Raw genomic sequence first — 15,304 nt, forward strand, 5'->3', positions numbered from 1 at the left:
GGGTCGTGATAGCATTCTGATTTGAGACCAACGTAAGTGCGGGCAATGCCCCAAAGCGAGGTGCAAGATTTATGGCTCTGTTGACGCCGAAGGATATTAGGGAGCATACCTTCCAAACGGTCCGATTCAAGGAAGGATACGATGTCGACGAGGTCGACGACTTCCTCGATCAGGTTACGGAAACGGTTGAGGCTCTGGGCCGTCAGGCGGTGGCCGGCGGTCAGGCCACCCAGTCTTTGGGTCCGGATGTGAGCAAGCTCAATGCCAAGATTTCCGAGTTGAATGGTCAGGTCCAGCAGCTGCAGGCTGAGAACGCCGGTTTGAAGGAAGCCGCCGCAAAGGCGCAGCAGGCCGCTCAGGCAAGCGGCGATCAGGCTGCACAGCTGGCCAACGCCAAGCTCAATGAGGCCGAGGAATCCAACCGTGCGCTCTCCTCCCAGAATGAGCAGCTCAAGGGTCAGGTCGACCAGCTCAACGCTCAGATCGATCAGCTCACCGCTCAGGCGGCTCAGGCTTCCGGCAATCAGGAAGCCGTCGGCCAGAAGATCGCCGCCATTCAGCAGGAGCGCGACCAGTTCCGTGCCGCCAACGAAGAGCTCCAGCGTCAGCTCGCTGCCGCTCAGCAGCAGGGTGCCGCAGCCCAGCAGCAGGCCGCCCAGATTCAGGATCTTTCCCGTCAGCTGGAAGAGGCCAAGCAGCGTGAGAACCAGCTGCGCACGCAGGTCTCCAAGGTCGAGCCGAGCACCGAGACCGGCTCCCTGCAGAAGATCGCGGGTGCCGCTTCTATGCCGGGCACCGAGCCGGAGCGCGCCACCGCCATGCTCACCTTGGCCATGCAGCTGCACGACCAGTACGTTGAGAAGGGTAAGAACAAGGCCAAGGAGATCACCGAGGCCAGCCAGAACCGTTACAACGATTTGGTGACCAAGGCGAACAACTACTCCGATCGCACCCGTAGCGAGGCGGACGAGTACTCCACTCGCACTCGTTCCGACGCGGATACGTACTCCGATCGCACCCGTAGCGAGGCGGACGCCTACCGCGACAAGACCCATGCGGATGCCGAGACCTACTCGCAGAACACTCGTTCCGAAGCGGACGCCTACTCCGTCAAGACTCGTCAGGATGCGGACAACTACTCCAAGACCCAGCACGAGGATGCGGACAACTACGAGAAGGAAGTGCAGCAGCGTGCCGCCGAGTACGACAAGAACACTCGCAACGCCGCCGATACGTACGCGCAGCAGGTTCGCGATAACCTCCAGACCCAGTCCAAGGTCGTGGAAGGCAACATCCAGAGCCTCAAGCAGTTCGAAACCGAATACCGCGCTCGTCTGACCGAATATCTCGGCCAGCTGGCCGCCCAGGTGTCCGAGTCGAACAACTACGCCGACCAGACCTCGTCCAAGAACGACTGAGCGTAGGTAGGTACGGTCGTATGACGAACCAACAGGGACGGCTGCGCACCCGCGTGGCCGTCTTTGCATGTGTGGCGGCAATAGCGTTGATCGTCGACCAGCTCACTAAGGCGTGGGCCATGGCGGCGCTATCCGGAGGACAGACGGTACGGGTGATTCCCGGTCTGTTGTCGTTTACTTTGGTGCGTAATCCCGGAGCATCACTGGGCATGGGATCAGGTGCCACGTGGATTATCAGCCTTGTGGCGTTGGTTGCATGTGTGGCCATGGTGATACTGGGCGTGCGTACGGTTTCGATGAAATGGTCCATGATCATTGCTCTGGCATTTGCCGGAGCGTTGGGCAATCTCATCGACCGAGTGATGTATGCGGATGGCTTTTTGAACGGCAAGGTTGTGGATTTCCTCAACTACGGCTGGTCTGTAGGCAATGTGGCGGATATCTACCTTGTTGTGGCCGGTGTGGTTATGGTGCTGCTGATTCTTATGGGAGAACCGTTCAGCGAGAAGGATCTGGAACCGGCAACCGAGGAACACTCACAGGACGGGAGTGCCGATTCGAAGGCGGACGTCCTATGAGCCGTATGGTTCCCGCGCCGGATGCCCTGGTCGGCAAGCGTTTTGATGTCGCCGTCGCGAAGATGTTGGGTATATCCCGTTCAAAAGCCGCCGATCTGATCGACGATGGTCAGGCCCGCATATTGGGCAAACAGGTATCTCGATCCAGCACGCTGGCAGCGGGGGAGACCGTAGAATTCGATTTGGTTCAGGAACAGGTCGAGCCGGAACCCATCGCCAACGATATGGCCGTGGTCTATGAGGATGACGATATCGTCGTGGTGGATAAGCCTGTAGGTGTGGCCGCCCACGCTTCCGTGGGATGGGCGGGTCCTACGGTGCTTGGATCATTGCGGGACCGTGGCGTCCACATCACTTCCTATGGTGCCGCGGGGCGTGAAGGCATCGTCTCCCGTCTCGATGTGGGAACGTCCGGACTGATGCTGGTGTGCAAATCGGATCTGGCATACACCGAAATGCGTCGGCAGTTCTCGGAGCACGAGGTTCGCAAAACCTATCATGCGTTGGTGCAAGGTGTTTTGAAACAAGACAAGGCCACTATTGAAGCGCCGATTGGACGTGCCAAGGTATCTGATTTTCGTTTCTGTGTCACGCCCGCCGGCAAACCGGCCGTGACCCACTGGGATGTGATGGAGCGTTTCGGCCACGAAGCCACACTGGTAAGCGTCAATCTGGAGACCGGACGCACGCATCAGATTCGCGTGCATTTCTCCTCGATCGGGCATCCGCTGTGCGGAGATCCGATGTATGGCGCCAATCCGGTGCTTGCCGAAGCCCTTGGCCTTGAACGTCAGTGGTTGCATGCCATGAAGCTTGAATTCCGGCATCCGCGCACGCGGGTATGGACCACCGTCGAATCCCATTATCCGGCTGATTTGGCGGGTGCCCTTGCCGTTATGCGTGCCCGTCATGCCGAATCGGATCAGGTTCGTATCAAATCAAGTCTTTAGGATCGATGCGGAAGCGGAGCTCGCCGGGCTCGCGTGAAGCTACATGACGGGCGGTCTCCCGGTGCAGACGCTCCGCCAATTCGCTACGAAGCGTCTGCGGGACACGAACCACTGCCTTCACCCGATCGGCTGTAGCCTCAAGCTCGCGCGCATCCACGGTCTGCGGCTGGGCGATCGGCACCGGCCCAAGCAGGGCTGGCATATCGTCGCATACCGCCCAATCACCGCCGAGAACGCCGATGCGTTCCATCAGCGTCATTACCGCATCTCTACGCCCCCATACACAGGCGGCTGCCACAGTGGGCGGCATGCCGGTGGCTTTGCGCTCTTGGAGATCATCGGTTGCGAGAATCCTGGAATCCCAAAGCATCAACGATTGCGCGATGATCGGATCGGTCTCTCCGAGGATCAATGCTTGGCCACCCCGTGATCGAGGTGCGCAAAGACCTACCGCACGCATCCATGCGGTAAGCGTATCCAATCGTGCGTCTACTCCAAGGTCGTACAAACTGGTCCACGCATCCAGAATGGCCACGGCTCGGTATTCATGACCGCCGGAACCTTGTTCGGCGCTGATCGGACGCACGCGAGGTTCGAAGCCCGGTGTGGCGATGACGATGGCAGGGCGGCACGCCACATCGCGTACCAATCCCTGTGTTTTGCTGGAGAGCACCACCGGCATCCCTCGGAAAAGACCAGACAGTTCGGCTGCGGTTCCGGCAGCGCCCACACGAACCACTCGCATGCGTTCGTGTTTGCATTCGGGGCATTGCCAATGCAAGGCGGCGGCACCGCACCAGCGGCATCGCGGCGTGGGATCCCGGCGATCGGCAGGCAACTGCAAAGGACCTGAACACTTCGAGCATCGGGCTTGTTTATGGCAATGTGCGCAGCTGAGCGTCTCGGCGATGCCGTCTTGCGGAATGGAAAGCAGTATAGGACCGGTTTCCAACGCTTTGTTCAGCACACGCACCGCGGTATGCGGTACGCGCGCTCCGATGGAGGGATCAGCCAGTCGGGCCAGTTCATCGCGGTTGAGCCAGCGAACCCAAGGAGTGGCGTCTTTCAGCGGAGAAGCCAATGGATGAATATCGACGGAGAAACCGCTGACCGGCGTCTCTACCGTATGCGCGGAGGTGTCGCATTCCCACTGGCTTTGCGCAGTACGTGCCTGTGCCATAGCCACGAATACGCCGTTATGCGCCTTCGCTCTGAGTCGCATAACACCGCGCGCCTGCGGATAGGGCATCATACCGTCCATATTCTGATAGGCGGCATCCTCCAGAATGGCGAACAAGGCCGGTCCCTCGACCGGTGCGTACATTACCGATCGTGTGCCGATCACCACCTTGACCTGTCCCAATGCCACAGCTAGGTAAGTACGGTACCGGTCTGCAGATGGCATCGTCTCCGCGTTGAGCACGGCCACATCGCCCACCCACCCTCCGGCGGGCCCCGGCGCAAAGGGAACCAGTCCGTAATTGCGAAGTGTCAGCAACAGATCATCCACCTCACGCATGGTGGGAAGCTCGACTATGGCCTGTTTGCCGGCGCAGAGCGCACTGGCCACCATCCAGGCCATATCGCGTTGCCATTGGCGAGCTCCCGGCATGGCATCGAACACCAAGGAATGAAATCGTTGTCCGGATAACGCGTCCTTGAGCATGCCTGCATTGGCGTAACTTGCGGCAATACGCCGATACCCTTGTTCCACTCCGTCTCGTACGGAGGAAGCCACGGAAAACGGTGTACTGGCGTCGTGTTCAGACATGCCGTCGGATCGCAGGCCGCGGCCGGCGAATCCGGCGGCACCAGAACCCGCAGACTGAATACCGTCTCCAGCGTCGGTCTTGGCCTTAGTTGGCGCGAACGACAGAGCACCACCTACCGGACGGACGAATGAAGCGGCCATACGCTGTTCGGCCTCCACCTTGGCCACTCGCGGAGGCACGGCAAAACGAAGGATATTGGCTCGCGTCCCGCCGTAGGCACGGGCTATCAACCCGATGTCGCGGCGCATCGAATCAGGTACCAGCACATCCGGGCTCAACACCCGATCGAGATAACGCAGCGATGAACGAGGCGCGCCGGAATCAGCTGTGCGAGACCAGATGATGCCACTGACCCGTCTCCCGCCGAACCGTACACGTACCAATACACCGGGTTGCGCGGCCTCATCGTCTTTCTCGTCGACCAGATAGTCGAACGTCTGGCCCAAGTGCAAAGCCTGCACGTCCAGTACCACTTGGGCAATCGGGGATTCCGCAGCTGGAACATGTTCTGCTGGCGCACGCTTACGCCGCTTGCGCGGTGCCAATCCCGCAAGCGTCAATTGTTCGGCGTCCACAGCAGTCATGCTCTCACTATAAGCGGCGCAGCAATACTCGGTAAAATTTTACCGAAATCAGTTCAGCGCAAATAATCAAGTACGCGAGTCAGGTCGCGTTCGTTGATCGCATCGTCAGCGGCAAGTTGTGTTTTCGGCTTGGCGCAGAAAGCCAGACCAAGGCCTGCGGCCTGAATCATCGGGATATCGTTCGCGCCGTCTCCCACGGCCACTGTCTGGCTCATCGGCACGCCAAGGCGTTCCGCCCATGATTTCAATGCGTGCAGTTTCACGGTTTTGCATACGATATCGCCCAGCACCTTGCCGGTGAGCTTGCCATCGGCCACGTCGAGACGATTCGCGATCCAATAGTCGATATGTCCTTCGGCGGCCAATCGGTCTACGACCTCATGGAAGCCTCCGGAAACCACACCCACTTTCCAGCCATGGGTGTGCAGGGTGTCGATGAGCTCCAATGCGCCATGGGTGAAATGCAGTTTGTCATGCACGGTGTCGAATACGGAGACCGGCAGGCCTTTAAGCAACGCCACACGGGCCCGTAGCGCATCGCAGAACTCCAGCTCGCCACGCATCGCGCGTTCGGTCACGGCTGCGATTTCCTCACCGCAGCCGGCGGCCTCTCCCAACTCGTCGATGACCTCTTCGTCAATGAGCGTGGAGTCCACATCCATCACCAGCAGTCCCGGCTCGGCCAGCGTCGGGGCGAGCGGCATCCCATGCTCATCGGTCTGCGACCGGTCGGAATCCTTGCCGAAACCATGCGGATCATGCAGTCCGGTTTCCGAGTTGTCAACAAAATGCACATCTTCTTGCGTCATGCTTTCGATTCTCGAAAAACCTTGGGACAATGCCCCCTATGAGTTTTTCTACTGCTGCCGTCATTGCCGCGTCCCATGGGGTACTTGCTGCTGAGGCACCGATATGCACTACATCCGAAGGCGGACTGATCGGTACCATCACCGATTGGCTGATCACCCTGATGGAAACCGTCGGAGGAATCGGTGTGGCGCTGGCCATCGCATTGGAATCCGTATTCCCGCCCATTCCCTCGGAGGTGATTTTGCCGCTCGCCGGCTTCACCGCGGCACGGGGCACGTTGAGTCTGCCCGCCGCCATTATCTGGGCCACCGTGGGATCGGTGTTGGGCGCATGGATGCTGTACGGCATCTCCCGATGGGTGGGACTGCACCGCATCAACCGTGCGGCGGATAAGATTCCCGGTGTCAGCCGTAAGGACGTAGGCAAAGCCAACGACTGGTTCACCAAGTACGGCACTTGGTCGGTGCTGATCGGTCGTGTGATTCCAGTGGTCCGTTCATTGATCTCCATTCCGGCCGGCTTCAATCGTATGAATTTCCTGCATTTCACCGGATGGACCCTGCTCGGCTCGGCTGTATGGAACACCATTCTGGTTTCCGCCGGTTATCTGCTCGGCGACCAGTGGTGCTCCATCCAAGGAGCGCTCGGCGTGTTCGAGGATGTGGTCATCGGCGCGGTGATTGTGGTCATCGTCTGGCTCGTGGTACGTAAAGTGCGTACGCTGTTGCGTAGCAGGAAGTCCGCTCACGAATCCGAGTGAATGGGATTCGACCGTCGGCGCAGCCCACGCCGGTACGCTCGGTCTCAAGCGTCAAGAAGGAATACATGACCGCAACCGAAGATCTCGCCGAACTCAATGATCGGCTCATGGCCAAGAACCATGCGCTCGCCGAAGCGCTCACCCGAGCCGGCAAGGAACTCACCAAAGCCAAGTCGCAGCTTGCCCAGTTGGCGCAGCCGCCGCTCACCTTCGCCACTATGGTCAAGGTGGACTCCACACGGACCGACGACGACGGCGTCCAACATGCTTCGGCGGAGGTCATCTCCGGCAGCCGGCGCATGGTGGTGCCTGTGGCGGCGAATGTGAATGCCGCGCGGTTGGTCGCCGGTGCCACGGTGATGCTCAACGAGAAGATGGTGCTGGTGGAACAGCGGGACGCGGACACCGTCGGCCAGATTCGCACTGTTCGCCAGTCGCTTGACGACGGCCGTATCATCGTCGCTGACGCATCCGGCAATCCTGTACTCGTTCGACGAGCCACTGCGCTTGCGCACCAGAGCGTCAATCAAGGAGATCGGGTGATTGTGGACCCGTCCGTAAGGATGGCCATCGAACTGCTGCCGGCAGAAGGCGATCGCGATCTGGTGCTTGAAGAGACTCCGGACGTCACTTTCCGCGACATCGGCGGCTTGGATGAGGAGATCGGCCGCATACGTGACGCCGTGCAGCTGCCATTCCAACATCGTGCGTTGTTCGAGCGTTACGACTTGAAGCCTCCGAAAGGCGTGCTGCTGTATGGGCCTCCCGGCAACGGCAAGACGATGATCGCCAAGGCCGTGGCGAACGCCCTATGCGAAGGTGGATACGATGTGGACGGCGACGGAACCGTCAGCGATGCCGAACGCATGGTCAAAGGCGTGTTCCTTTCCGTCAAAGGTCCGGAACTGCTGAATAAGTATGTGGGCGAATCCGAACGACTCATCCGACTCATCTTCCAGCGGGCTCGCGAACGTGCCGCTGAAGGCAAGCCGGTGGTGGTGTTCATCGACGAGATGGATTCGCTGCTGAGAACCCGTGGCTCCGGTGTCTCCTCGGATGTGGAGACCACCATCGTGCCGCAGTTCCTCTCCGAACTCGACGGCGTGGAGACCTTGGACAATGTGATGGTGATCGGTGCCTCCAACCGTGTGGACATGATCGACCCCGCGGTGCTGCGGCCGGGACGACTGGACGTCAAAATCCGTGTGGGGCGGCCCTCTCGCGCCCAAGCCGTGGCCATCGTGAACCATTACCTGACCGATGATCTGCCGCTGGAAGCCGGGGTGGACGCACATGCCCTGTCCGAGGTGCTGGTGCAGGACATATATGAGGCCACTGAACGGCGTCATCTCTGCGATGTGCAGGGTGAGGACGGTCAATGGTCCGCCCTGTACCTGAAGGACGTGGTTTCCGGTGCCATGCTCAAAAACGTGGTGGACCGCGCCAAAACCCGCGCCGTCAAACAGTCCATCGAATCGGGGGAGGCCGTGGCCATCACCGTGCCGTTGCTCGCCGCCGCGGTGGAGGACGAATACCGCGAGTCCAGCGATTCGATGGTGGACGTGGACCCTGTGCAGTGGGCGCTGATCAATGGCATGGATCCGATACGCCGCATCCGCGCATGCAGGCAGTAGCATCATGCAGGGGCGCTCGCCGGCGCGTGCATCGTACGCGTTCGAGGGCTTTGCGTCCGGAACAAAGACAACATCAGGTGGCAAGTTGAACGACGAACAGGCAAGGAGCATGGCATGACCGTACGGCGGGTGATGGGCACCGAAACCGAATACGCGGTGTCGGTGAAGGGTGCCGGTCGGTATAATCCGGTGCAATTGTCCTTCGACGTGGTCAGTGCGGCGGCCGACAGGCACAGCCGCAATATCCGATGGGACTACCGGCAGGAGGATCCGGTCAACGATGCGCGCGGCATGCGTCTGGAACGGGCCAACGCGCGTCCGGACATGCTTACCGACGCGCCACAGCTCAACATCACCAACGTGATAGCGCCCAACGGCGGACGTGTCTATGTCGACCACGCGCATCCGGAGTATTCGGCACCGGAGACCACAGACCCGTTTGAAGCGGTGCAGTACGATCATGCCGGCGATCTGCTGATGCAGCAGGCGTGCGAGCGGGCCCGGGCCGATACCGGCCAGCCGATTGAACTGCATCGCAACAATGTGGATGGCAAAGGCGCGAGCTGGGGTACGCATGAGAACTACATGATGAATCGCGCCGTACCGTTCGATCAGGTCAGCCGTCTGATGACCCTGCACTTCGTCACCCGACAGATCTACGCCGGGTCGGGGCGTGTGGGACTGGGGGAGCGCAGCGAAACGGCCGGCTATCAGCTGAGCCAACGGGCCGATTACATTCATGCGCGCGTCGGTCTGCAGACCACATTCGAGCGTCCGATTATCAATACGCGCGACGAGTCGCACTCTACGGATGATTGCCGCCGTCTGCATGTGATCGTGGGCGACGCCAATCGCATGGATGTGCCTCAAGTGCTGAAACTGGGCACCACCAGCATGCTCCTGTGGCTGCTGGAGCATGCCGATGAAGCCGGTTTTGACGTATCCGCTTTCCTGGATGGATTGGAACTGGCCGATCCGGTCGAGGCTATGCATACCGTCTCCCATGATTTGGGTCTTAACGCCGCCTTGCCTCTGGCATCGGGCGGCGAAACCACGGCTTGGCTGATTCAGCTCAAACTGCGGCAGGCCGTATATCAGGTGGCGGCGCTCGTGGACGGTACCGATACCGCCGGCGAACCTCAATGGCCGGACAAGCCCACCACCTCCGTAATGGCGATGTGGGGACAGTCCCTTGCCGACGTGGCCGCCATACGCCATGCGTCCGATGATGAACGACTGGACATGACCGGCGAGGCAAGCCGTGTGGAATGGCTGCTGAAATGGCAGCTGCTGGAAAAGCTGCGCAGGAAGATCGTCGGGGGAGCGGACGGCGGCCGTGGCATGGCTGGCGTGTCTGACATACTCGACATCCGTTCGGGAACCGCCGGTGCTGTCTGCGGGTGGGAGGACCCGCGTCTGCAGGTTCTCGACCTCAAGTGGGCCGCTCTCGACCCCAAAGACAGCGTGTTTACCAAGCTTGTGCCCCGCACCGAACGGGTGAACACATCCGCCGAGGTGACGTTTGCCGCCACCGAGCCTCCCGAAAACACCCGTGCATGGCTGCGGGCCATGCTGGTGCGTCGATTCGGCTCGGAAGTGGCCGCCGTAAGCTGGTCCAGACTCACCGCCCGCGAGCCTGAAGTCATGAACGCCGACGATTCCGCGGAATTCTATGGCAATGCCGGGCATATGGCGGCGCCTGACCGCCGGCTGTTCTCATTGGATATCTCCGATCCGCTCGTCTTCGACAAGGCGCACTGTGCGAAGCCAATGGAATCTGCCGAACACGCCATCGACCTGCTCAAAGCATTGGCATACGGCAGCCGGTAAAGATACACTGAGGGATTATGGAAGAAACACGCGAAGAGACTCCACAGTATCTGCGAGGCCTGGCGCTCAAAGTCGCCGGCCTACTTGAGGAAGCTGGCCAGCATGCCTTGCAGGCCCAGCTCAATCCGCGTAGCATTGCGCAGCCGAGTGATGTCAAGGTCGCGGATTCCCGCACCAAACTTGAGGTTGACGGCAAGATCCTGCGCTTCATGAGTACCCGTCTTGCGGACATCGCTCATTTCGATGGCTTCTGGACCACTCGTCCGGCCTCCAGCCGCCCCGGCCAGCGTTACTGGTACATCGGCAAAATCGACGGTGTGATCAATTACCTGCGTCGCATGAGCGAATGGACGCTGACCGCCGCATTGTTCGAATTCGATGAGAACAACGAGCCCAAGCCCATTATCGGCGTGGTACACGCCCCGGCTCTGGGCCTCACGTATTTGGCGGCCAAGGGCGCAGGCGCCGTGCGCATCCACAAGACTACGGTGGGCGAAAAGCGAGACAAGGTCGTTCCCTCGATGACCTCGTCGCTGGATGGTTCCGTGTTGAGCTACGGCATGTCCTTCATTCCCGACGAATCCCGCCGCGCGTTGGAGGTGGCCTCTTCGCTGGCAGGACGTCCGGCCGACATCAAGCGTGTGGGTCCGGCTTCTCTCGATTTGTGCAAGGTGGCGGACGGTACGTACGACGCCTATTTCGAACCGATGCTGCACGTGTGGGACATTCCCGCCATCGCGGCCGGCACCGTGGTGGTATGGGAAGCGCAAGGTACGCTCAGCCGTTGGGACGGTGAACGCATCCACTGGCGTCATGACAACGACGTGGTGGCCACCAATGGCCTGATCGGTCGTGAACTCAAACAGTATCTGAAATAGTCCCTACTGAGCCTTTACCAATAAGACATCGAGAAGACCTTCATGCCACAGCAATTCGAACAGCCCCAATCCCAAACGCAGGAAACCCGCGAAGACGACGTGCTCGCCCAGTCCGCTCCCCAAAGCACGGACCAAACTCAGGATCAGTCCGACGTATTGGACGACATCCTGAACGATATCGAGTCCACGCTGGAAACCAATGCCGAGGAATACGTCAACAGCTTCGTGCAAAAAGGCGGCGAGTGATGCCCCAACTGCGTGACAGCGGTACTCGCACCCTCCACGCCACAGAACCCGTGCCATCCGCTGAGATGGACGGGTTCTGCCGTATTTTCGGCGTGGAAACCGAATACGGTGTGGCAGTGACCGGAGCCGAGAAGCCCGTGGATGCCGGACAGGTGGCCATGACCATGTTCCAGCCCATCGTCTCCCGCTCCCGCTCCACCAACACCTACCTGACCAACGGATCCCGACTGTATCTCGACGTCGGCTCCCATCCCGAATACGCCACTGCCGAGGCGCGCGCCCCGCATGAGGCATTGGCGCAGGATCTTGCCGGCGAGCGGGTGATGCGCGGGCTCGCCGGCAAGGCGCAGGCCAAACTGCGCGAGACATACGGCGAGCATGCCACTATCCACGTGTTCAAGAACAACGTGGATTCGGCCGGCCATGCTTTCGGCTGCCATGAAAACTATCTGGTGCGTCGCTTCGTACCGTTGGAAGCCGTGGAGCACCAGCTGCTGCCGTTCCTGATCACCCGTCAGCTGTACACGGGCGCAGGCCGCATAACCCCGGACGGTTTCCAGATCACGCAGCGCGCCGACTTCCTGGATGAAGCCGTCTCCTCAGCCACTACGCGCTCGCGCCCGATGGTTAACACGCGTGACGAGCCACACGCCGACCCCGACTCGTTCCGCCGCTTGCACGTGATCATCGGCGACTCCAACCGTTCGCAATGGGCCACATGGATGAAACTTGCGGTGACGCATCTCGTGCTGTGCGTCATCGAAGAGGCGTTCCGCCGCGGTGAACCATCCGGATTCGAGGATTGGGCGTTTATCGACCCGGCCTCCGCCAACCGTGCGGTCAGCCGGTTCCTGGATGCGCCGGATGCCGCGTTGCCGCTCGTCTCGGGAGAAACGGTGAGCGCGCTCGCATTGCAGCGTCGATATTTCCATGCGGTCGCTTTGTTCGTAGCTGATCATCGTGAGGCGATGGACGCCGCGTTTGCCGTCAATACGTCGATGGTGAAGCATGCGACAGATATCGCTGCAGATGTCGCTGCAGATTCGCCGACGACCGTGATTTTGGGGGAGTGGGACCGTGCGCTGCAGGCCTTGGAGGCGCATGATTACGAGACGCTTGCCGATCGTGTGGACTGGGCCGCCAAACGTCGTGTGTTCGAGGCGTTGCGTCGCCGCCGTCCGGACGTGACCTCTATGCAACTGGAACAGTTGGAGCTCGACTACCACGACGTCGCCAACGGACGTCTCTACGATTCGCTGGTTTCACGTGGACAGCTGCATCAGTTGATGACCCGTGACGAAGTGGAACGTGCGGTGCGTGAAGCGCCGCAGGACACCCGTGCCGCCTTGCGCGGACGGTTCGTGGAAGCCGCTCTGGCCTCAGGCGTCCAGTTCTCCGCCCACTGGACTCATCTGACCGTCACCGCCCCCGAACGCCGCGAAGCCATCCTTCTGGACCCGTTCAGCGCTGAAGCCACTGCCGAATTCGAGCATCTTATGGCGCTCCTTGGCCGCTGACCGTCTGCTGAGTGTCTGTGCCGCCGCTGCCGGCCGCCGTGCATTACAGTGATACGGTACGGGGTCGGTCGGCGGCAAAGGAGGCGCGGCATATGATTCGTGTGGCGATTGTGGAGGACGAATCCGCTTACGCACAGACTCTGCGCGAGTATCTGAACCGCTACAGCGAGGAAATCCACGAACGATTCGACGTCACGGTGTTCCCCGACGGCGAAGACATCGTGGAGAACTATCGCGCCGAATGGGACATCATTCTGATGGACATCGAAATGGCGTCCATGGACGGCATGACCGCCGCCGAACGCATCCGCGAAGTGGATAGCCAGGTGGTCATCATCTTCATCACCAATATGGCCCAATATGCCATTCAGGGCTACCGTGTGGATGCATTGGATTATGTGCTGAAACCCATTTCGTATTTCGCGTTCACGCAACGGCTCGGTCGCGCCATCTCCCGCATGCAGACCAGATCGCGCGCAGAAGAGCGATATCTGGTCATCACCTCCAAAACCAGCACCATGCGCGTGCCGATCTCCCGAATACTGTGGATCGAAAGCAGCGGCCATCGACTGGCATACCATACGGCCGATGGAGTATTCGAATCCACCGCCTCCTCAATGAAGGAAGTCGAAGACAAGCTCGCCGGCGAATCGTTCTTCCGGTGCAATAAAGGCATTCTGGTGAATCTTGCGCATGTGCGCGGCGTGGAAGACGGCAGCGCCGTGATCGGCGGCGGCGCACACATTCCGGTCAGCCGGGCCAAACAACGTGACCTGCTTACCGCACTTACTACCTACTTGGGAAACGTGATCAAATGATCGGCGTGGATCTCAGCGTCATCGCAGCGGCCGATGTCGTCAATACGGTGGGCGCAGTACCGGATATTCCCAAAACGCATACGGCGCTCGCCGAATGGCTGGCTTGCGTGACGTTGATTGTCTTGGTGACGCGCACCATGCCGGATGTACGAAAAACCGTCGTGCTGATCGGCTCGTTGGCGGCGCTTGTGGCAGTGCAGATCGGTATCGGTATGGTACCGGTGGCATTGTGGCTGCCCGGAATGGCCGTGGCGTTGGCCATCATGCTGATGACCATCCGTCTGTGTTGTGACTGCTCAGCGCCGACCTGCCTGTATTGGATGATGCGTGCGTTCGTCATAGCCGAGTTCGCCGCTTCGCTCGAATGGCAGTTGTACTACTACCTGTCGGGACGATACGGTTGGCCTGCGCGTGCGTCATGGGTTGAACTTCCGTTCCTCATCGTCATGTATGGCGCGGTGTTCGCCGTGGTGGTGCTGCTTGAACGTGGGCAGAACGCCGCGGCGCTGGATGTGGGCGGACGGGATCTCACGGTGACGGCCATTATCGTCATTACGACGTTTACGTTGAGCAATCTGAGCTACGTGTCCACCGCCACACCATTCACCAGCACCATCGGCACCGAAGTGTTCAACATCCGTACCTTGGTCGGACTCGGAGGTGTGGCCTTCCTCTACGCTTTCCATGTCCAATTGTGCGAAAACCACGCCCGGCGTGAACTCGACTCGATGCGAACGGTATTGCAGATGCAGTATGCGCAGTACCAGCAGTCCAAGGAAAGCATCGCCGTCATCAATCATAAGTATCACGACTTGAAGCACCAGATCGCCGTGCTGCGACGTGAATCCGATCCCGGCAAACGTGAGGAATATCTGGACGATATCGAGCATGGCATCAAGGAATACGAGGCTCGCTTCAAAACCGGAAACGCGGTTTTGGACACGATGCTGACCGGCAAAGGTTTGATATGTGCGCGCGACGGCATCGAATTGACCTGTGTGGCGGACGGCTCGCTGCTGAACCGGGTCAGTGAGATGGATATCTGCACGATATTCGGCAACGCGCTTGACAACGCCATCGAATATGAGCGACGAATCACGGACGCCTCGCACCGGTTGATTCACGTGACGGTTTCGGATGTGAACGGCTTCACGCTGATTCGTGTGGAGAACTATCTGCAGTCCGATGATGCGGCCGGCGGTCCAGCCGATGGCGATGGCTTGGCCGGCGGTGCGGACAGTGACCTGCCTTCCACGACCAAAGCGGACAAGCGATTCCACGGGTTCGGTCTCAAAAGCATCCGTCACACGGCCGGCACATACGGCGGCACCCTGACCATCGCCAAACGTGACGGTTGGTTCGACCTGACCGTACTCATTCCTCGATGATTTCGTGCAATAAGCCAACCGTTCGTGCAATTGCCCTTTCCTGAGCCGTCATTTCCCCGATGATGGAATCATCAAGATTCATTGCTGAATCCGTTGCATCTTCGGACTCGACAGGGAGCGC

13 protein-coding genes are annotated in these 15,304 nt (G+C 60.0%); 11 read left to right on the forward strand and 2 right to left on the reverse strand.

Annotated features, from left to right (window positions below):
* Nucleotides 1–71 precede the first annotated feature (71 nt).
* Genes G1C97_RS01960 through G1C97_RS01970 form a run of 3 tightly spaced genes read left to right on the forward strand, consistent with a single transcriptional unit; the run spans nt 72 to nt 2,946 of the window.
* A complete protein-coding gene (locus G1C97_RS01960; RefSeq protein WP_169240245.1) occupies nt 72–1,418 on the forward strand; it encodes a DivIVA domain-containing protein in 1,347 nt (448 codons plus the stop codon).
* 20 nt (nt 1,419–1,438) lie between these two features.
* Complete coding sequence (locus tag G1C97_RS01965; RefSeq protein ID WP_169240246.1) at nt 1,439–1,996, forward strand: signal peptidase II; 558 nt, start codon at nt 1,439–1,441, stop codon at nt 1,994–1,996.
* The gene (locus G1C97_RS01970; protein WP_169240247.1) at nt 1,993–2,946 is read left to right on the forward strand and encodes an RluA family pseudouridine synthase; all 954 of its coding nucleotides are present in this window, start codon (nt 1,993–1,995) and stop codon (nt 2,944–2,946) included. Before G1C97_RS01965 ends, G1C97_RS01970 begins: the two co-directional genes overlap by 4 nt.
* Here the strand turns inward: G1C97_RS01970 and G1C97_RS01975 are convergent.
* Together G1C97_RS01975 and serB are read right to left on the reverse strand one after the other, a co-directional pair.
* Nucleotides 2,930–5,302 carry a primosomal protein N' gene (locus G1C97_RS01975; RefSeq protein ID WP_169240248.1) on the reverse strand — a complete coding sequence of 791 codons (2,373 nt, stop codon included), beginning with the start codon at nt 5,300–5,302 and terminating at the stop codon, nt 2,930–2,932. The two genes, G1C97_RS01970 and G1C97_RS01975, sit on opposite strands and share 17 nt — an antisense overlap.
* 53 nt (nt 5,303–5,355) lie before the next feature.
* The gene (serB, locus tag G1C97_RS01980) at nt 5,356–6,006 is read right to left on the reverse strand and encodes a phosphoserine phosphatase SerB (protein WP_417852200.1); all 651 of its coding nucleotides are present in this window, start codon (nt 6,004–6,006) and stop codon (nt 5,356–5,358) included.
* Nucleotides 6,007–6,149: 143 nt separating this feature from the next.
* On the opposite strand from serB, the gene G1C97_RS01985 reads away from it, so the two are divergent.
* From G1C97_RS01985 to G1C97_RS02020, 8 genes are all read left to right on the forward strand, one after another.
* On the forward strand, nt 6,150–6,872 hold the full coding sequence (locus tag G1C97_RS01985) for a DedA family protein (RefSeq protein WP_169240250.1): 723 nt from the start codon (nt 6,150–6,152) through the stop codon (nt 6,870–6,872).
* Between the two features lie 65 nt (nt 6,873–6,937).
* On the forward strand, nt 6,938–8,506 hold the full coding sequence (gene arc, locus G1C97_RS01990; protein ID WP_169240251.1) for a proteasome ATPase: 1,569 nt from the start codon (nt 6,938–6,940) through the stop codon (nt 8,504–8,506).
* Between the two features lie 114 nt (nt 8,507–8,620).
* A complete protein-coding gene (dop, locus tag G1C97_RS01995; protein ID WP_169240252.1) occupies nt 8,621–10,336 on the forward strand; it encodes a depupylase/deamidase Dop in 1,716 nt (571 codons plus the stop codon).
* 17 nt (nt 10,337–10,353) lie between these two features.
* A complete protein-coding gene (locus G1C97_RS02000; RefSeq protein ID WP_100496125.1) occupies nt 10,354–11,214 on the forward strand; it encodes an inositol monophosphatase family protein in 861 nt (286 codons plus the stop codon).
* A gap of 42 nt (nt 11,215–11,256) precedes the next feature.
* The gene (locus G1C97_RS02005) at nt 11,257–11,460 is read left to right on the forward strand and encodes a ubiquitin-like protein Pup (RefSeq protein ID WP_169240253.1); all 204 of its coding nucleotides are present in this window, start codon (nt 11,257–11,259) and stop codon (nt 11,458–11,460) included.
* Nucleotides 11,460–12,977: a Pup--protein ligase gene (pafA, locus tag G1C97_RS02010; RefSeq protein WP_169240254.1), complete on the forward strand. Its 1,518-nt coding sequence runs from the start codon at nt 11,460–11,462 to the stop codon at nt 12,975–12,977. Before G1C97_RS02005 ends, pafA begins: the two co-directional genes overlap by 1 nt.
* Nucleotides 12,978–13,069: 92 nt before the next feature.
* On the forward strand, nt 13,070–13,795 hold the full coding sequence (locus G1C97_RS02015; protein ID WP_169240255.1) for a LytR/AlgR family response regulator transcription factor: 726 nt from the start codon (nt 13,070–13,072) through the stop codon (nt 13,793–13,795).
* Nucleotides 13,792–15,183: a sensor histidine kinase gene (locus G1C97_RS02020; protein ID WP_169240256.1), complete on the forward strand. Its 1,392-nt coding sequence runs from the start codon at nt 13,792–13,794 to the stop codon at nt 15,181–15,183. Before G1C97_RS02015 ends, G1C97_RS02020 begins: the two co-directional genes overlap by 4 nt.
* Nucleotides 15,184–15,304 lie beyond the last annotated feature (121 nt).

This window comes from Bifidobacterium olomucense, from assembly GCF_012932375.1.
GTDB lineage: Bacteria > Actinomycetota > Actinomycetes > Actinomycetales > Bifidobacteriaceae > Bifidobacterium > Bifidobacterium olomucense.